The sequence below is a fragment of the Streptomyces beijiangensis genome, assembly GCF_017315755.1.
GTDB classification, from domain to species: domain Bacteria; phylum Actinomycetota; class Actinomycetes; order Streptomycetales; family Streptomycetaceae; genus Streptomyces; species Streptomyces beijiangensis.
In genome coordinates this window covers 1-15,952 of the sequence record NZ_JAFLRJ010000186.1, presented here as the reverse complement: position 1 = coordinate 15,952, position 15,952 = coordinate 1, and the positions used below count along the sequence as shown (strand labels likewise).

The 15,952-nt window shown below is 68.9% G+C and carries 11 protein-coding genes and 3 pseudogenes; 8 read left to right on the top strand and 6 right to left on the bottom strand.

What is annotated here, in order from left to right:
- Positions 1-125: 125 nt before the first annotated feature.
- From J0695_RS20500 to J0695_RS20485, 4 genes and pseudogenes are all read right to left on the bottom strand, one after another.
- A pseudogene (locus tag J0695_RS20500) lies at positions 126-845 on the bottom strand (zinc-binding dehydrogenase); the annotation flags it as partial.
- A gap of 43 nt (positions 846-888) precedes the next feature.
- Positions 889-2,131 (bottom strand): annotated as a pseudogene (locus tag J0695_RS20495) (RNA-guided endonuclease InsQ/TnpB family protein).
- A 259-nt stretch (positions 2,132-2,390) separates the two neighbouring features.
- A pseudogene (locus J0695_RS20490) lies at positions 2,391-2,558 on the bottom strand (DeoR family transcriptional regulator); the annotation flags it as partial.
- 200 nt (positions 2,559-2,758) lie between these two features.
- The gene (locus J0695_RS20485) at positions 2,759-3,568 is read right to left on the bottom strand and encodes an NAD-dependent epimerase/dehydratase family protein (RefSeq protein ID WP_206963569.1); all 810 of its coding nucleotides are present in this window, start codon (positions 3,566-3,568) and stop codon (positions 2,759-2,761) included.
- 253 nt (positions 3,569-3,821) lie between these two features.
- Here J0695_RS20485 and J0695_RS20480 point away from each other — a divergent pair, with 253 nt between their 5' ends.
- Both J0695_RS20480 and J0695_RS20475 read left to right on the top strand, forming a co-directional pair.
- Positions 3,822-4,760 carry a 5-dehydro-4-deoxyglucarate dehydratase gene (locus J0695_RS20480; protein WP_307798701.1) on the top strand — a complete coding sequence of 313 codons (939 nt, stop codon included), beginning with the start codon at positions 3,822-3,824 and terminating at the stop codon, positions 4,758-4,760.
- A complete protein-coding gene (locus J0695_RS20475; RefSeq protein ID WP_206963567.1) occupies positions 4,757-5,917 on the top strand; it encodes a hypothetical protein in 1,161 nt (386 codons plus the stop codon). The genes J0695_RS20480 and J0695_RS20475 overlap by 4 nt, the downstream gene beginning before the upstream one ends.
- 8 nt (positions 5,918-5,925) lie before the next feature.
- On the opposite strand, the gene J0695_RS20470 is transcribed toward J0695_RS20475, so the two are convergent.
- Positions 5,926-7,503 (bottom strand): outer membrane protein assembly factor BamB family protein, encoded by a 1,578-nt coding sequence (locus J0695_RS20470; protein ID WP_206963566.1) that lies wholly within the window; start codon positions 7,501-7,503, stop codon positions 5,926-5,928.
- 39 nt (positions 7,504-7,542) lie between these two features.
- Positions 7,543-8,433: a helix-turn-helix transcriptional regulator gene (locus J0695_RS20465; protein WP_206963565.1), complete on the bottom strand. Its 891-nt coding sequence runs from the start codon at positions 8,431-8,433 to the stop codon at positions 7,543-7,545.
- A gap of 154 nt (positions 8,434-8,587) precedes the next feature.
- Here J0695_RS20465 and J0695_RS20460 point away from each other — a divergent pair, with 154 nt between their 5' ends.
- From J0695_RS20460 to J0695_RS20435, 6 genes are all read left to right on the top strand, one after another.
- Positions 8,588-10,030 carry an MFS transporter gene (locus J0695_RS20460; protein WP_206963564.1) on the top strand — a complete coding sequence of 481 codons (1,443 nt, stop codon included), beginning with the start codon at positions 8,588-8,590 and terminating at the stop codon, positions 10,028-10,030.
- A gap of 157 nt (positions 10,031-10,187) precedes the next feature.
- Complete coding sequence (locus J0695_RS20455; protein WP_307798700.1) at positions 10,188-11,669, top strand: MFS transporter; 1,482 nt, start codon at positions 10,188-10,190, stop codon at positions 11,667-11,669.
- 51 nt (positions 11,670-11,720) lie between these two features.
- Positions 11,721-12,767, top strand: coding sequence for a ketoacyl-ACP synthase III family protein (locus J0695_RS20450; RefSeq protein ID WP_206963562.1), 1,047 nt, complete (start codon positions 11,721-11,723; stop codon positions 12,765-12,767).
- Positions 12,768-12,817: 50 nt separating this feature from the next.
- A complete protein-coding gene (locus J0695_RS20445; protein ID WP_206963561.1) occupies positions 12,818-13,558 on the top strand; it encodes a DUF427 domain-containing protein in 741 nt (246 codons plus the stop codon).
- A 230-nt stretch (positions 13,559-13,788) separates the two neighbouring features.
- Complete coding sequence (gene ccrA, locus J0695_RS20440; protein WP_206963560.1) at positions 13,789-15,126, top strand: crotonyl-CoA carboxylase/reductase; 1,338 nt, start codon at positions 13,789-13,791, stop codon at positions 15,124-15,126.
- Between the two features lie 25 nt (positions 15,127-15,151).
- On the top strand, positions 15,152-15,952 hold an 801-nt coding region (locus J0695_RS20435), incomplete at its 3' end, for a 3-oxoacyl-ACP synthase III family protein (RefSeq protein WP_206963559.1).

The following is a 15,952-nucleotide window of genomic DNA, read 5'->3' as shown; positions in this document are numbered from 1 at the left end:
GATCACCCACCAGGGCCGCGCAGCGTGCCTGCCGCGCGGCCCTGGTGGGTGATCAGCACCGTGCCGTCGGGCCGTTGGGTGTAGGCGAATCCGTGTGGTCTGGGCATGCCAGGGAAGGTAGCCGCTCAGGGAGACGGCGTGACGACTATTTTCCGCCCCAGGCCCGAGCTGAAGCGGTCAAGGGTCGTCGGGTACTCGGCGAGGGGAAGCCGGTCGCTGATGAAGACCGCGGGGTCCAGGACGCCCGTCGCGAAGAGATCGGCCGCCCGCGCGTAGCTGTGCAGGACCGCCATCGAGCCGGTGATCGTGATCTCCCGGTTGTAGATCTTGTACGGGTCGATCGTGGCGCGCGTCGCGTAGTCCGCCACGCCGAACTGAAGGTACGTACCGGCTTTGGCGACCCGGTTCAGGCCGTCCTGGATCGCCGCCGCGTTGCCCGTCGCGTCGATCACCACGTCCCAGCCCCGGCCCGCACGCGACAGTTCCTCCGCCGACGTCGCCGTTGATGTGCAGCCGAGTGTGCGCGCCGTGGCCAGGCGGTCCGTGTTCAGGTCGATGACGTCCACGCTCGCCGCGCCCGTCCGTTTCGCCAGTTCCAGCATCATCAGGCCCATCGTTCCCGAGCCGTAGATCAGGACGTGCGCGGCAAGCTGGGTGCGCAGGACGTCGTAGCCGCGTACCGCGCAGGAGAGCGGTTCGATCAGGGCCGCGTCCTGCGTGGCGATGTGGTCGGGGAGCTTGACGCAGTTGGCCGCGGGGGCCACCGCGTGATCGGCCGCGCCGCCCGCCGTCGTCACTCCGATCGCCGCCCAGCGCTCGCACATGTTGTTGTGGCCCAGGCGGCATTGACATGCTCCCCACCCTGAGGGGCGGGGATTCTGGCCATCTCTACTGGGTGCTGTGCCGCTGCGCGGCACGGCTTGTGGTGGAGGTTCCGTGGCTTCCTGTTTCTTCGCGTGGTGCCGGGATTGCTCCTGGTCTGACCCTCGCTCCGCAGGCTGTCACCGCCAGTCCGGCGGCCGTTTTCACATTGATCGCAGCGTTGTGGTCCCGGTCGTGGACCGCACCGCAGGCGGTACAGATCCATTCCCGGACGTCGAGCGGTTTGGGCCCGTTGTTGAGGCCGCAGGCGGAGCAGACCTGGGTGGTCGGCTCGAACCGGTCGATCTTGATGAAGGTCCGCCCATACCGTGCCGCTTTGTACTGGAGCATGTTCACAAAGCTGCTCCAGCCCGCATCATGCACACTCTTGGCCAGTCTGGTGCGCGCGAGTCCCTTCACCGACAGGTCTTCCACGGCGATCGCTTGGTTCTCGCGGATCAGCTTCGTGGAGAGCTGGTGGTGGAACTCGTGGCGTGCGTCGGCCACTTGTGCATGAGCTCGGGCTACCTTCGCCCGGGCCTTCGCCCGGTTCTTCGACCCCTTCTCTTTGCGGGACAGATCCCGCTGCGCCTTCTTGAGTTTCTTCTCCGCCCGGCGCAGGAACCGCGGCGAACTGATCTTCGTGCCGTCGGACAGGACCGCGAAATGGGTGAGTCCCAGATCGATGCCGACGGACTGGTCACTGTCGGGCATCGATGCGGTGTCGGTGGCCGGGTCGGTCTCGATGACGAACGACGCGAAGTACCGGCCCGCACTGTCCTTGATCACCGTGACGCTGGAGGGAACGGAGGGCAGGGTCCGGGACCAGGCGGCCTTCACCGCCCCGATCTTGGGAAGGTTCAGGCGTCCGCCACCGGTGATCGACCATCGGGCGTTCGCGGTGAACCGGATGGCCTGCCGGGACTCCTTGGCCGACTTGAACCGCGGCTCAGCAACTTTGGGGCCCATGCGCTCGCCCTTGAGGGAGGCGAAGAACGCGCGGTAGGCAGACTCCACGTCCCGCAGGGACTGCTGGAGCACCACACTGGAAACCTCACCCAGCCAGGAGCGCTCCGGGCGCCTCTTCGCCTCGGTGACCAAAACCACTCGACAGCAGCCCCAGTGTTGGGAAGGGCAGACCGGCCGCGTGGGCGTCACGACGGGCGCGCACCGCGTCGTTGAACACGACCCGCGCGCACCCGAACGCCCGCGCCCGCGCACGGGCCTGGCCGGGCTCCGGGTACAACCTGAAGCTGTACCGGAGCTGCATGGCTACGAACTTACATACGAGATTTATGGGTGAGGGCCAGAAGATCAGAAGTGACCAGCACTGCGACTTCGTGCTGCACGTTCGCTTGATCTTCATGACCGAGTTCCGCCATAAAGTGATCAACCCCTCCCTCCCAAGGCCGCCGTGACCAAACAGATCAACTCCCACAAGAGAAGTCGCTTTCCAGCGACGGCGACAGCAGTCGGACAGCCTGACACGGCACTACTGGCGGGCCAACCAACTCTGGTCAGGCTCCTAATGCGCCGCCGTGCGTCCTGCGGACCAGGCCGTGGTTCTCCAGCGCGCGGAGATCTCGGCGCACCGTCTCCCGGGCGACGTCGAGTCGGACGGCGAGGGCGGCGCCATCGACGGAGCCCGACTGTCCTGCGATGTGGACGATTTCGCGTCGGCGCGCTTCCGTACTCACTCCACCTGTACCTCCCTCTTTCTCGCGGACTGCCCGTTCCGGCCCCGTGTGGAGAGTTCTACCGCCGGTGGCAGGGGATGAACAGGCGGGGCGGCGGGCGCGATCCTGCCCGTTTATGACCGATCCGGGGGCGGGTGCGGGCGCTCCACCTGGGACGGTGTGCCCGTCCGGGCACGACAAAGGCCCGTCCGATGCCCGTATCAGTACGGCCAGATCGGCGGGTCGGTGAGGAAGGGGCCGCCGAGGTGGACGTGGGCGGGGTTCGAGCGGTCGAGTTCGCCCTGCTCGGCGATGATCTTCTCGGCGTACTGCTCGGAGTCGTCCCGGGGCTCGTAGCCCAGCGCCTTGGCCGAGGTGAGGTCCCACCACAGGCGGGTGTTGGCGGAGGACCCGTACACGACCGAGTGCTGTACGTCCTCGGCGGTCAGCGCCGCGTGGAAGAGGCGGGCGCCGTCTCCCGGGCTCATCCAGACCGAGAGCATCCGCACCGACGACGGCTCCATGAAGCAGGAGCCGATGCGCACCGAGACCGTCTCCTGGCCGAACTTGTCCCAGTAGAGCTGGGCGAGGTCCTCGCCGAAGCACTTAGAGAGGCCGTAGAACGTGTCCGGGCGGCGCGGGGTGTCGATCGGGATCAGCGGCCCGCCGTCGAGCGGGGCGGGGGTGTAGCCGACCGCGTGGTTCGAGGAGGCGTTGATGATCCGTACGGAGCCCTCGGCGCGGGCCGCCTCGTAGAGGTTGTACGTGCCCTCGATGTTGGCGGCGAGGATCTTGTCGAAGGTGGATTCCAGCGAGATGCCCGCGAGGTGGATGACGGCGTCGACACCGCGGACGGCCTCGCGCAGCGCGTCCTTGTCGGCGAGGTCGGCGCAGATCGCGGTCGGCTCGCCCTCGATCGGGGTGACGTCGAAGAGGCGGAGTTCGTACCCGTAGGCGGGAAGCAGCCCCCGCATCAGGGTGCCGAGGCCGCCGGCGGCTCCGGTGAGCAGGATGGTGCGGGGAGCGGGCATGGGCGGGACTCTCCTCGATGAAGCTCGACTGGCGGCATAAATTTCGGCTGCGTCCATGGACGCAATTCACATCCATGGACAAACTAGGGAGCCTCACCAAGCCCCGTCAAGTGTCGCGCGGAGCCTCGGATTCCACGTCCGTCTTGCCGTTTCTCGTCTTGACCGGCTGCATGGTGCTGGCTTAGCGTGGCTGTGTTCAAGAATATAAACACTGATCAGAACTGTGCACGACTGGATGCCCCAGGGAGCGCCCGTGTCCTCAGCCCTCGCCGGCCGACTTGATGGTCTGCTGTTCTTTCCCGTCACCGCGTACGGGCCGGACGGCTCCATCGACCTCGACGCCTTCCGTGCGCATGTGAGGAGCGGTGTCGACGCCGGTGCGGCGGCGGTCTTCGCCTGCTGCGGCACGGGCGAGTTCCACGCGCTGACCCAGGAAGAGTTCGGCGCGCTCGTCGCCGCCGCTGTCGAGGAGGCCGCTGGCCGGGTGCCCGTCGTCGCGGGTGCGGGTTACGGTACGGCGCTTGCCATCCAGTACGCGAAGACCGCCGAGGCCGCCGGGGCCGACGGGCTGCTCGCGATGCCCCCTTACCTCGTCGTCGCCGACCAGGACGGGCTGCTGCGCCACTACACCGCGCTCGCCGAGGCCACCTCCCTGGACACCATCGTCTACCAGCGCGACAACGCTGTCTTCACCCCCGAGACCGTCGTCGCGCTCGCCCAGGTCGAAAGGATCATCGGCCTCAAGGACGGCCACGGCGACCTCGACCTGATGCAGCGCATCGTCAGTGCCGTAAGGACCGAGCTGCCCGGCCACCCGTTCCTGTACTTCAACGGGCTGCCCACCGCCGAACTCACCGGCCTCGCCTACCGGTCGCTCGGCATCACGCTCTACTCCTCGGCCGTCTTCTGCTTCGCGCCCGACATCGCGCTCGCCTTCCACAAGGCGCTGAACTCGTACGACGACGAGACGGCCAACCGCCTCCTGGACGCCTTCTACCGGCCGCTCGTGGAACTGCGCAACCAGGGCCGCGGATACGCCGTTTCACTGGTCAAGGCGGGCGTGCGGCTCGGCGGCCTGGACGTCGGCGAGGTGCGCCCGCCGCTGAGCGAGCCCACTGCCGACCATGTCAGGCAGCTCAGCGCGATCATCGCCAACGGGCGCGCGGTTCTCGGTTCGGGGGCCTCCGCGTGAAGACCTCGGCCTTCGTCTACCCCTGGGACGTCGTCGGCGACCCGGACGCCGCCGCCCGTATCGCGGATCTCGGCATCCAGCAGGTCACCCTCGCCTCCGCGTACCACTCCACACGCGCCCTGACCCCGCGCCATCCGCTCCACCGGATCGTCACCGCGGAGCACGCGTCGGTCCTGTATCCGGCCTCCGCCGAGCGCTGGGCGGGCCGTGAGCTGCGCCCGTACGCCGCGGGCTCCTGGGCCCCGGCCGCCGACCCGTACGGCGAGGCGGCCGCCGCGCTCGCCGGCGCCGGGCTCGACGTGCACACCTGGGTCGTCCTGGCGCACAACTCCCGCCTGGGCGCCGAACATCCGGCCACCTCTGTGGTCAACGCCTACGGCGACCGCTACCCCTGGGCCCCCTGCATCGCCCAGAGCGCCACCCGCGCCTACCTCGTCGACCTGGCGGCGGAGGCGGCCGTACGTCCCGGGGCCGGCGGCACCGAGCTGGAGTCGCTCGGCTGGTACGGGCTCGCGCATCTGCACGCCCACGACAAGATCGCGGGCGTGGGACTCGGGGACGCGGCCCAGTATCTGATGTCGCTCTGCTTCTGTGCTGCCTGCGTCGCCGGTTACGCGGAACTGGGCGTAGGGGAGGACGAGTTGAGGAGCGCTGTCCGCCGCGCACTCGACCCCGTCTGGTCCTCCGGCAGCTCCGAGGCAGGCCGGCCCGCGATCGAGAAGCTTCTCGGCGCCGACCTCGCCGCCGCCACGCTCGACTGGCGTACCAGGACCGCGCGTTCGCTCCAGGAGGAGGCCGTGGCGGCCGTACGTACCGCCGCCGACCCCGGCTTCCAGGTCCTGCTGCACGCGGACCCCGTCCCGTACCACTGCGGCGCCAACGCCGGTGTGGACGCGGCTCACATCCTCTCCGTCGCCGACGGTGTGGTCGTGCCCTGCGCCGGGGGGACCTCCCTGCTCGCCCCGTTCGCCGAGCACGCCACCGAGGGGACGGTCCTGGCGGCCAACTTCACGGTCGTCTCCGGAATGGGCGGCAGCCCGGCCACGCTGACGGCGGACGCCGCCCGCGCAGCCGGGCTCGGTGCGACCGAACTGCGCCTCTACCACGCCGGGCTGGCGTCGGAGGCGGATCTGGTCGCGGCCGGGCTCGGCCGGTAGGCCGTCGTTCAGCGGCCGTTCACGGAGAAGGCGTAGAGCTTGTTGTTGGAGGCACCGCCGAAGAGGATCTTGGCGAGCGTGTAGCCGGATCCCCAGTAGACGGTGCCGTCCACGACGGCCGGGCCGCGGCCGACCGACCCGCCGCTCGGGAAGCCCCAGAGGATCTTCCCGGTCCTGGCGTCGAGTGCGTACATGTTGTTCTTGTCCGGGTCCTGCGACCCGACGAACACCACGCCGCCCGTGACCGTCGGCTTGCCGATGTCGAAGGGCACCCGCGGGCCCGGGTCGGCGGTCTGCCAGAGGATCTTGCCGGTGTTCTTGTCCAGGGCGCTCCAGGAACCCGCTGTGGCCGTCCTGCCGGAGGGCTGCAGGACGTACGGCTTGCGGTCCACATTGCCGATCGGCATGTAGATGCGCTTGTCGTCGACGGTGGTGCCGTGCATGATCCCGCCGTACAGCGAGCCGGGACCGACCAGGGTCTTCCAGACCAGTGACCCGTTCTTGGCGTCGAACGCCCAGTAGACGCCGCTCTTCTGGCCGACGCCCACGACCTTGCGGCTCCCTCTCTTGTCGTGGATACGGAAGAGATCGGGCCCGCTGCCGAAGTCGAAGTCCTCGCCGCCGGGGTCGGGGCACCAGGAGACCGGGTCCTCCGGGCAGGCCACGATCCACGCGTCGTAACCGGACACGCGGTGCGACCACTTGACGCGGCCGGTGTCCAGATCGAGGGCGAGCACCGTCTCCTGGAGGTTCTCGGGATCGCTGCAGTGGTCGAAGGAGACCTTGTCCTCCAGGGCCTTCCTGACGCACGCCTCCACCGATTCGGGCACGGTGTAGTTGTTGCCCGTCGCGGTGTAGAGGGTCCCGGTCGCGGGATCGACGACCGGCTTGGACCACACGGCGTTGCCGCTGTACCCGCAGTCGGTGGCGGTGCAGGCCGTCACCAGACGGGAGGGCAGTGTGTGCGTCTGCCAGATGAGGCGCCCGGTGCGCAGGTCCACGGAGACCACGCTGCCGCGGAAGGTGCAGCACTTGTAGCCGGCGCTGGAGGCGTAGCCCTCCTCGATGGAGGAGACGCCGGCGTAGATCCTCGAACCCCGCACCACGGGGTCCGCGGTGATCACCGCGGCCTCGTGCGCATCGACCTGGGTGTTCCACACCAGGCGGCCCGTCCAGCGGTTCAGGGCGAACAGATGCGCGCCCTGGTGCGGCTTCCAGATCTTGTGGTTGTCGCCCAGGATCAGCAGGTCGCCCGAGACGACCGGGTTGGTGCGGGCGATGGCGTTGGGGGATCCGGTGTAGTCGGGTACGTACCCCTTCCAGATCAGCGCCCCCGTGGACGCCTTGACGGCATAGACATAACCGCCGTAGTCCGAGAAATAGGTGATGCCGTCGCGGACGGCGGGTGTGACCTGTACGTCGTCCGTGGCGGTGAATACCCATTTGGTCTTCAATTTCGCCACGTTGGACGTGGTGATCGCCTCCCGCTTTTTTACGGCGGGCGTTTCAGGCGGTTCGGGCGCGGCAGCGACAAGCAGCGCCAGCGCCATGGACAGTAATACCGCGGCCAAGCGTCTTGGGAGCATGACGGGATTGTCCCGGAATTCAACGGGCCCCCGAAACCCCTATTTCCATTCCGGAACAGGGGTCGACACGGACGCGTCCGCTGCGCTATTCGACCTGCTCTGCAGGAGTTGCAGCGCGGCCTCCGAAGGGGTGCCCCTGTCGGCGAAGTACATCAGGACGCGGTGCCCCGAATCGTCGGGCAACAGCAGGCTCTCGTAACGCAGTTCGAGGGCGCCGACCTCCGGGTGCTGGAACTGCTTGATGCCCGCCACATGGCTGGCGATCGTGTGCTTGGACCAGAGCATGGTGAACTCGGTGCTGTTCATGGAGAGTTCGCCGACGAGATCGACCAGCTCCGGGTCGTCACGGTGCCGGCCGACGATCACCCTGAGCGCCGCGACCGCGCACCGCGCCTCGTCCTGCCAGCGTACGTACAGATCACGGGAGTGCGGGTCGAGGAACAGCATCCTGGTGAGGTTCGGCCGGTCCGCCGCACGGGACGGCGCCGCCGCGTCCAGATGGCCGGCGAGCAGCAGATGGCCCAGCGGGTTCCAGGCCAGGATCTCGTGCCGTACGCCGAGGACGATCGCCGGGACGTCACCCACCGCGTCGAGCAGCAGCCGCAGCCCCTGCCGTGCACGCGCGGGCTTCGCGGGCTTGCGCGGCCGGGACGGCGCGGGGCGGGCCAGCTCGTGCAGATGTGCACGCTCGGCCTCGCTCAGGCTCAGCGCGCGCGCCAGACTCTCGATCACGGACTCCGACGCACGGGTGCTCTGCCCCTGCTCGAGCCGGGTGTAGTACGTGACGCTCACCCCGGCCAGCTGCGCGAGCTCCTCACGGCGCAGGCCGGGCACCCGGCGCATGCCGTACGAGGCGACGCCCACGTCCTCGGGCTTGATACGGCTGCGCCGGCTGCGAAGGAACTCGCCCAGGGCTGCGTTGGAGTCCATGGGTCCCATGGTCCCCGATCCGGCCCGGAGATGGCTGACCCTGTCAGTGATAGGCAGCGGCTGACTACCCGGAACAGGGAGTGGTACACCGTCCCGCACAGGGCGACAGTGCAGATCAGAACCATCTGCCCCGTCCTGGAAGGAACCCTTCAGCATGACTAGCGTCGATCAGGCAGTCGGTGGTGACACCGCGGTTGCCGTACGGATGACGGGGCGGCAACGACTCGCCCTGGCCCTGCTGCTCACCGCGAACTTCACCCTCGCTGTCGACTTCTCGGTACTGAACGTCGCGCTGCCCACCATCGGCGCCGACGTCGGGTTCTCGCTGGCGAACCTCCAGTGGATCGCCACCGGATTCGCACTCGCCGCCGCGGGCTTCACCCTCCTCTTCGGGCGGATCGCGGACCTCTTCGGACGCCGCAGGCTCTTCCAGGCGGGCATGGCACTGCTCGCCGTCGCCTCGCTGGCCGGCGGCCTCTCGAACTCCCCGACCCTGCTGCTCGTCGCCCGTGTCGCCCAGGGCCTCGCCACCGCGGCGGTCACCCCGGCCGCGCTCTCCCTGCTGACCACCTCGTTCCCCGAGGGGCCGCTGCGCGCCAAGGCGCTCGGCCTCAACGGGTCCCTGGCCGCGGCGGGCTTCACCACCGGCGCCATCCTCGGCGGCATCCTCACCGACCTGCTGAGCTGGCGCTGGGCGTTCTTCATCAATGTGCCGATCGCCCTCGGCGTCCTGATCCTCGCGCCCTCCGTACTCGAAGAGGGCAAGCCCGAGGAGCGGCGCAAGCTCGACTTCCCCGGCGCGGTCCTGGTGACGCTCGGACTCCTGGCGCTCATCTACGGACTGACCACCGCGGGCCAGAAGTCCTGGGGCGACCCGCAGGCCGTCATCCCGCTGGTCGCCGGCGTGGTGCTGCTCGTGCTCTTCTGGCTGGTGGAGCGGAAGGTCGCCGAGCCGCTGGTACCGGTGTCGATCCTGCGCAGGTCCTCCGTGGCCTGGGGCAACTTCGCGGGCCTGCTGGCCTTCGTGACACAGACCGGTCTGATCTTCCTGCTCACCCTGTACCTGCAGCGCGTCCTGCACTACACCCCCCTGGAGGCAGGACTCTCCTTCATCGTGCTCGGTGTCGCGGCGTTCCTCGGCGGGGTGAGCTCGCCGAAGATCCTCGGGAAGCTCGGCAACAAGAAGATGATCGTGATCGGCTTCCTGCTGCAGGCCGTCGCGACCCTCTCCCTCATCTGGCTCGGCGAGGACTCCTCCTGGATCGCCCTGCTGCTGGCGGCGACCTTCGTCGGCGGCTTCGCCAACCTGCTGCCGATCGTCGGCTTCATGGTCACCGCGACCTCCGGACTGCCCGACCGCGAACAGGGCCTGGCGACCGGTCTGACGACCATGACGCAGCAGGTCGGCATCACCCTCGGCATCCCCGTGCTGAGCGCCGTGTTCGCCGCCCGGATGAACTCCCTCGGCGGCGAGAACGTCGACAACGTGCTCGGCGGCATCACCACCGCGATCGGCGTCGACACGGTGCTGTGTCTGGCGGGTGCGCTGCTGGTCGGACTCTTCCTCCGTACGCCCGGAAAGTCCGACGGACAGTAGCCGAATTCCGGACCCGGCGTAACGGAGAGCTGGTCTCCGTTACGCCGGTGTTCCTATGTGACATCAAAGTGCCTTCTACCGCGCGGCCCCGAGTGCGACCACGATGAAGTGGAACACCTTTCACCGCCTCATTGCTGAACAGGAAAGAGAAGTTTCCGTGGTTGCATCCACCGTGCGCCCGCAATCGTCCTACGGGCTCAGGCTCGCGCTACTGGGACTCGCTCAGTTCATCGTCACCCTCGATTTCAACATCGTCTATGTCGCACTGCCCGACATCGGCAGCGAAGTCGGTTTCTCCGAACAGTCGTTGCAATGGGTGGTCAGCGCCTACGTGGTCGTGCTCGGCGGCTTCCTGCTCTTCGGCGGCCGTGCCGCCGACCGGCTCGGGCAGCGCAGGGTCTTCGTCGTCGGGCTGCTGCTGTACGCCGCCGCCTCCCTCGTCGGCGGCTTCGCGGGCAACCCCGGCACGCTGATCGCCGCCCGCGCCGTCCAGGGCATCGGAGGCGCGCTGCTGACTCCCGCCACCCAGCGGCTGATCTTCAGCAACTTCGCCGCGGGCCCTGAGCGCAACAAGGCCTTCGCGACCTGGGGCGCGGCCGGCAGCGCCGGACTCTCCGCGGGCGCACTGCTCGGCGGGCTCCTCACCAACTACCTCGGCTGGCAGTGGGTGTTCTTCGTGAACGTCCCCCTCGCCGTGATCGCCGCCTTCGCCGCGGTCCGGGTGTTCGCCACCGACACCACGGGCGGCGGCGAGCGCAAGGGCTTCGATCTGCCCGGGGCGCTGATCGCCACGCTCGGATCCACGCTGGTCGTGTTCGGTGCGGTCAGGGGACCCGACGCGGGCTGGACCTCGCTCCAGGGCGCCTGGTCGGTGGCGGCAGGCGTACTGCTGCTGGCGGTCTTCCTCTTCGTGGAGTCCAGGACCGAGGCGCCGCTCGTACCGCTGCGCATGTTCCGCAACCGCGGTCTCGCGGTGGCCATGGGCGTGGCGTTCGCCTTCCAGGGATCCACCGCGGCCGTCTACTACCTGCTGACCACCTACCTGCAGAGCGCACTCGGCTACAGCGCGCTCCAGGCGGGCCTGGCCTTCCTGCCGCCGACGCTCCTGTCCATGGTGAGCGCCCTGCGCATCACCGCCCCGCTGCTCAACAAGTGGGGGATCAGGCGGACTCTGGTGGTCGGCGTGCTCATCACCGCCGTCGGCACCGCAGGACTGTTCGCCGCGTTCTCGGCGAACAGCTCGTACTGGGCGCTCCTGCCCGGACTGCTCGTCTGGGGATTCGGCGGCGGCATCGCCTTCTCGCCGATGTTCGCGGCCGCGGGCATCGGGGTCCAGCCGGCCGAACAGGGCGTCGCCGCCGCGATGGCCAACACGACCCGGCAGATCGGCGGCGCCCTGGGCCTCGCCGTGGTGGTCGCCGTCGTCGTCGCCACCGCCGGGACGCGTGCGTCGGGCGCCGACCTCGTCGACGGGCTGCGTACGGCCGGCTGGGTCGCCGTGGCGATCACGGTCGTCGCCGCGCTCGTCGTCCTCGTACTGAAGAAGCCGGCGCCCCCCGCCCCGGCAGCGGAACCGGCCCCGGAGGCGGTCACGCTGCCCGCCGCGGCGAAGCCGGCCGCGTCAGAAGTCTCGCCGTGAGGCGCTGAACACCGTTCTGCAGCACATCACTCGGTAGGAAGGGTTACGGAAATGATCTGGGACGACGTGTACCTCAGCAGCGCCGCCGTCTGGCTCGGGGAGAAGGAGGACGTCAAACTCGCCGTGAGCGAGGGCCGTTACGACGCCGAGGAGCAGGTGGAGGACGACTTCCTCGCCATGCGCGTCGCACCGGACGTCGCACCGCCTGACATGGCCGTACAAGCAGCGGAGCGTGCGCTGGAGCGCAGCGGCGCGGACCGCGACTCCTTCGCACTCGTCGTGCACGCCAGCGTCGGCTTCCAGGGCGCGGACCACTGGTCCCCGGCGCCGTACATCCAGAGCCGTACGGTCGGCGGGAACGGCTCGGCGGTCGAGGTGAAGCAGGCCTCCAACGGGGGCCTCGCCGCACTGGAACTGGCCGCCGGATACCTCTCGGCCCAGCGCGGACCGGCCTCGGCGCTCGTCACCACCGCCGACCGCTACAGCCTCCCGTCCTTCGACCGCTACCGCTCCGACAAGGGGCTGCCGCGGGGTGACGGAGGTACTGCCCTGGTACTGACCCGGGGCGCCGGAGTGGCCAGGCTGCTCTCCACCTCGATCGTCAGCGACACCACCCACGAGGCGCTCTACCGCGGTCCGGGACCGCTGCACGACCTCAGCGGCGCCGACGGCTGGCCGGTGGACATCCGCAAGCACCGCCAGGCCTACCTGGACCAGGGGATCGACATCTGGGAACTCATCGCCTCGGTCAACGCCCGTCAGCAGGAGGCCATCCAGACCGCGCTGAAGGACGCCGGCGTGGACAGCGGCGAGATCGCCCGCTGGGTGTTCCCGTTCGCCGGCCGCGGGGTGGTCGACTGGGAGCTGCGCAAGCGGGACTTCGGCATCGAGGAGGAGCGGACCACCTGGGACTGGGGCCGCACCGTCGGCCACCTGGGCGCAGGCGACCAGGCGGCCGGGATCGTCCGGCTCCTGGAGACCGGTGCGGTCCGGCCCGGCGACAAGGTCGTACTGGCGGGCATCGGCGCCGGGTTCTACCTGGGCTGCGCCGTACTGGAGATCACCGAGACGCCCGACTGGACGGTCACCGCGGACTGACCCGCACACGATCCACCGTCGTTTCCCCCTCACGCGAAAGGCCTGGGAAGTTGCCCCAGTTCACGACGCTCACCTGGGAGCCCAGCGCCCGCTGGGTGCGCGGGACCAAGAGCGGAACCACCGTCGTCGACAGCAAGCACCCGGTCCTCGTCAGGGATCCGGACAAGTACGTGCCGCTGTACGCCTTCCCGAAGCGGGACGTCCGCGTCGAACTCCTCAGGCCCAGTGCCCGGCCGCCCGGCGGCGAACCCGACGCCGGCGGCAAGGAATTCTTCGACCTGGTCGTCGACGGCGTCACCGTGGAGAATGCGGCATGGGCCTATCCACCCGGTGAGCTGGCCGATTACATCGCCTTCGAGTGGTTTCTCCGGGACGGTGTCATCGACCACTGGTACGAGGAGGACGAAGAAATCTTCGTGACGCCGCGCGACCCCGCACACCGGGTGGACGCATTGCGGAGCAGCCGGCATGTGGAGGTGTGGATCGACGGGAAACTCGTAGCCGATTCACGCCAGTCGGTCGCCCTTTTCGAAACGGGTCATGCGGTGCGTTACTACGTACCGCAGGAAGACATCCGTATGGAGCTCTTCGAACCCACGGACTCCCGCACCGGATGCCCCTACAAGGGGTTCGCTTCGTACTGGTCCTACACGGGCGGTGACACGCCCGTCACCAGGCCCGATGTGGCCTGGGGCTATCCCGACCCGACTCCGGAGAGCGGCCCGATCAAGGGGCATCTGGCTTTCTACGACAATGTCGCCGAATATGTGGTGGACGGCGAGAAAATCTAAGACAACCCTCCTCCCCCCAGGCCCCTGCCGTCGCGGACAACGCGGCGGCAGGGGCTTTCCGTCTGCCATTTTACGAAAACCCCTAGAGTCCCCGGCGCCATGGCAGGGGGCGGTTAGGGGTGGATCAATAACTCCGTCCGGTGCAGCATTGAAGTACCGGAAAAAAGCCTGCGCACGACTCAATTGCAGGCGCCTGTCCGGGGTTTCTTCCCCTGATACGGAGGAATGGCGTGGACGCACTGGCCGAGGCCGTGGTGGGGGGAGCGACCCCCGAGCAGTTGGAGCGCATCCCGCTGCCGCAGGAATACACCGCCGCCCATCTGCGGGCGGAGGACGTGGGCATGTTCGGCGCGGCCGAGGACAAGGACGTCCGCAAGTCGCTGCGCGTCGGCCAGGTGCCGATGCCCGAGCTCGCACCCGACGAGGTGCTGGTCGCGGTCATGGCGAGCTCCGTCAACTACAACACCGTCTGGTCGGCGATCTTCGAACCCGTCTCCACCTTCGGGTTCCTGAAGAAGTTCGCCGCGACCGGCGGCCACGCGGCCCGCCATGACCTGCCGTACCACGTCCTGGGATCGGACGCGGCCGGCGTGGTGGTGCGGGTGGGCAGTGGCGTACGGCGCTGGAAGGCCGGCGACCACACGGTGGTGAGCTGCTCGTACGTCGACGACCAGGAACCCGCGACGCACGGCGACGGCATGCTCGGCGCCGAGCAGCGGATCTGGGGGTTCGAGACGAACTTCGGCGGGCTCGCCCACTACACCTTCGTGCGGGCCAGCCAACTCCTTCCCAAACCGGCCCACTTGACCTGGGAGGAGGCCGCGAGCACCACCCTCTGCGCGGGAACCGCGTACCGGATGCTCATCGGTGAGCACGGGGCCCGCATCAAACAGGGCGACATCGTGCTGATCTGGGGCGCCACCGGTGGACTCGGGGCCTTCGCGGTGCAGTTGGTGAAGAACGCCGGTGGGATCCCCGTCGGCGTCGTGAGCTCCGAGGCCAAGGCGGAGGTACTGCGCAGGCTCGGCTGCGACGTGGTGCTCAACCGGGCCGAGATCGGCCTCGGCGAGGACAGCCCCCGTACCCCCGAGGCCACCATCGAGCTCGGCAAACGGCTGGGCCGGGCGATCCGCGACGCCGTGGGCGAGGACCCGCACGTCGTCTTCGACTACATCGGCCGGGCCACCTTCGGCATCTCCGTGTTCGTGGTGCGACGCGGCGGCACGGTCGTCACCTGCGGGTCGAGCACCGGCTACCAGCACGAGTTCGACAACCGCTACCTGTGGATGAACCTGAAACGCATCCTGGGCAGCCACTCGGCCAACCTCCAGGAGCAGTGGGAGTGCAACCGGCTGTTCCGCCTCGGTCATCTGGTGCCCGTCCTCTCCTCGGTCCACCCGCTCGACGAGGTCGGCGAAGCCGCCCGCCTGGTGCAGACGAACCAGCACATCGGCAAGGTCGGCGTCCTGTGCCTGGCGCCGGAACCCGGACTCGGCATCACCGACACCGCCCTGCGGGCGCGCATCGGCGAGGACCGGCTCAGCCCCCTGCAGTCCCTGTCCGCCTGAACCACCGCGCGAAAGGCGTACCGACGTGACACAGCACTCGGCCGGTGTCCTTGGGACCGGCTCCTATCTGCCCAAGGAAGAGATCAGCAACGAGGCCGTGGCCGGACCGGCCGGGGTCACCGCCGAGTGGATCGAGCGCAAGACGCACATCGTGTCCCGCCGGTACGCGGCCCCCGACGAGGCCACGTCCGACCTGGCGACGAGGGCCGCCGGGGAGGCGCTCAAGGGCGCCGGCATCACGGCGGGGCAGATCGACTACCTCATCGTCGCCACTTCGACCGGGGACTCGCCTCAGCCTCCTACCTCGTACCTGGTGCAGAACGCGCTGGGCGCCGACCGGGCCGCCTGTCTCGACGTGAACGTCGTGTGCAGCGGATTCGTCTTCGGACTCGCCCTCGCCCACAGCCTGCTGGCCGTACGGCCCGGCAGCCACGCCCTGGTGATCGGGGCCGACATCTACTCGCGGATCCTCGACTTCTCCGACCGCCGCACCGCCATACTCTTCGGCGACGGAGCCGGGGCGGCCGTGCTCGGACCGGTGCCCGACGAGACCGGGATCCTCGACTTCGACCTCTCCAGCCATGGCTCCGCACACCGCTACATCCGGGTGGAAGCGGGTGGCAGCAGGATGCCCGCGTCCTCCGACACCCTCGGTGAGGGCGGCCAGTTCTTCCGGATGGAGGGGCGCGCGGTAAGGGAGTTCGTCGCCGAGAAGGTGCCCCCCGCGCTGGCCGCCCTGGCGGCCCGTAACGGCACCCGGCTCGACGAGGTCGACCACTTCGTACCGCATCAGGCGAACGGGGTGCTGCTCGACGAGCTCGTCGAG

Bases quoted from the DNA above. Each gene is read 5' to 3' on its own strand.
- J0695_RS20485 (WP_206963569.1), bottom strand. From the start codon at position 3,568: ATGCCCGCTCCCCGCACCATCCTGCTCACCGGAGCCGCCGGCGGCCTC.
- J0695_RS20470 (WP_206963566.1), bottom strand. From the start codon at position 7,503: ATGCTCCCAAGACGCTTGGCCGCGGTATTACTGTCCATGGCGCTGGCG.
- J0695_RS20465 (WP_206963565.1), bottom strand. From the start codon at position 8,433: ATGGACTCCAACGCAGCCCTGGGCGAGTTCCTTCGCAGCCGGCGCAGC.
- J0695_RS20460 (WP_206963564.1), top strand. From the start codon at position 8,588: ATGACTAGCGTCGATCAGGCAGTCGGTGGTGACACCGCGGTTGCCGTA.
- J0695_RS20450 (WP_206963562.1), top strand. From the start codon at position 11,721: ATGATCTGGGACGACGTGTACCTCAGCAGCGCCGCCGTCTGGCTCGGG.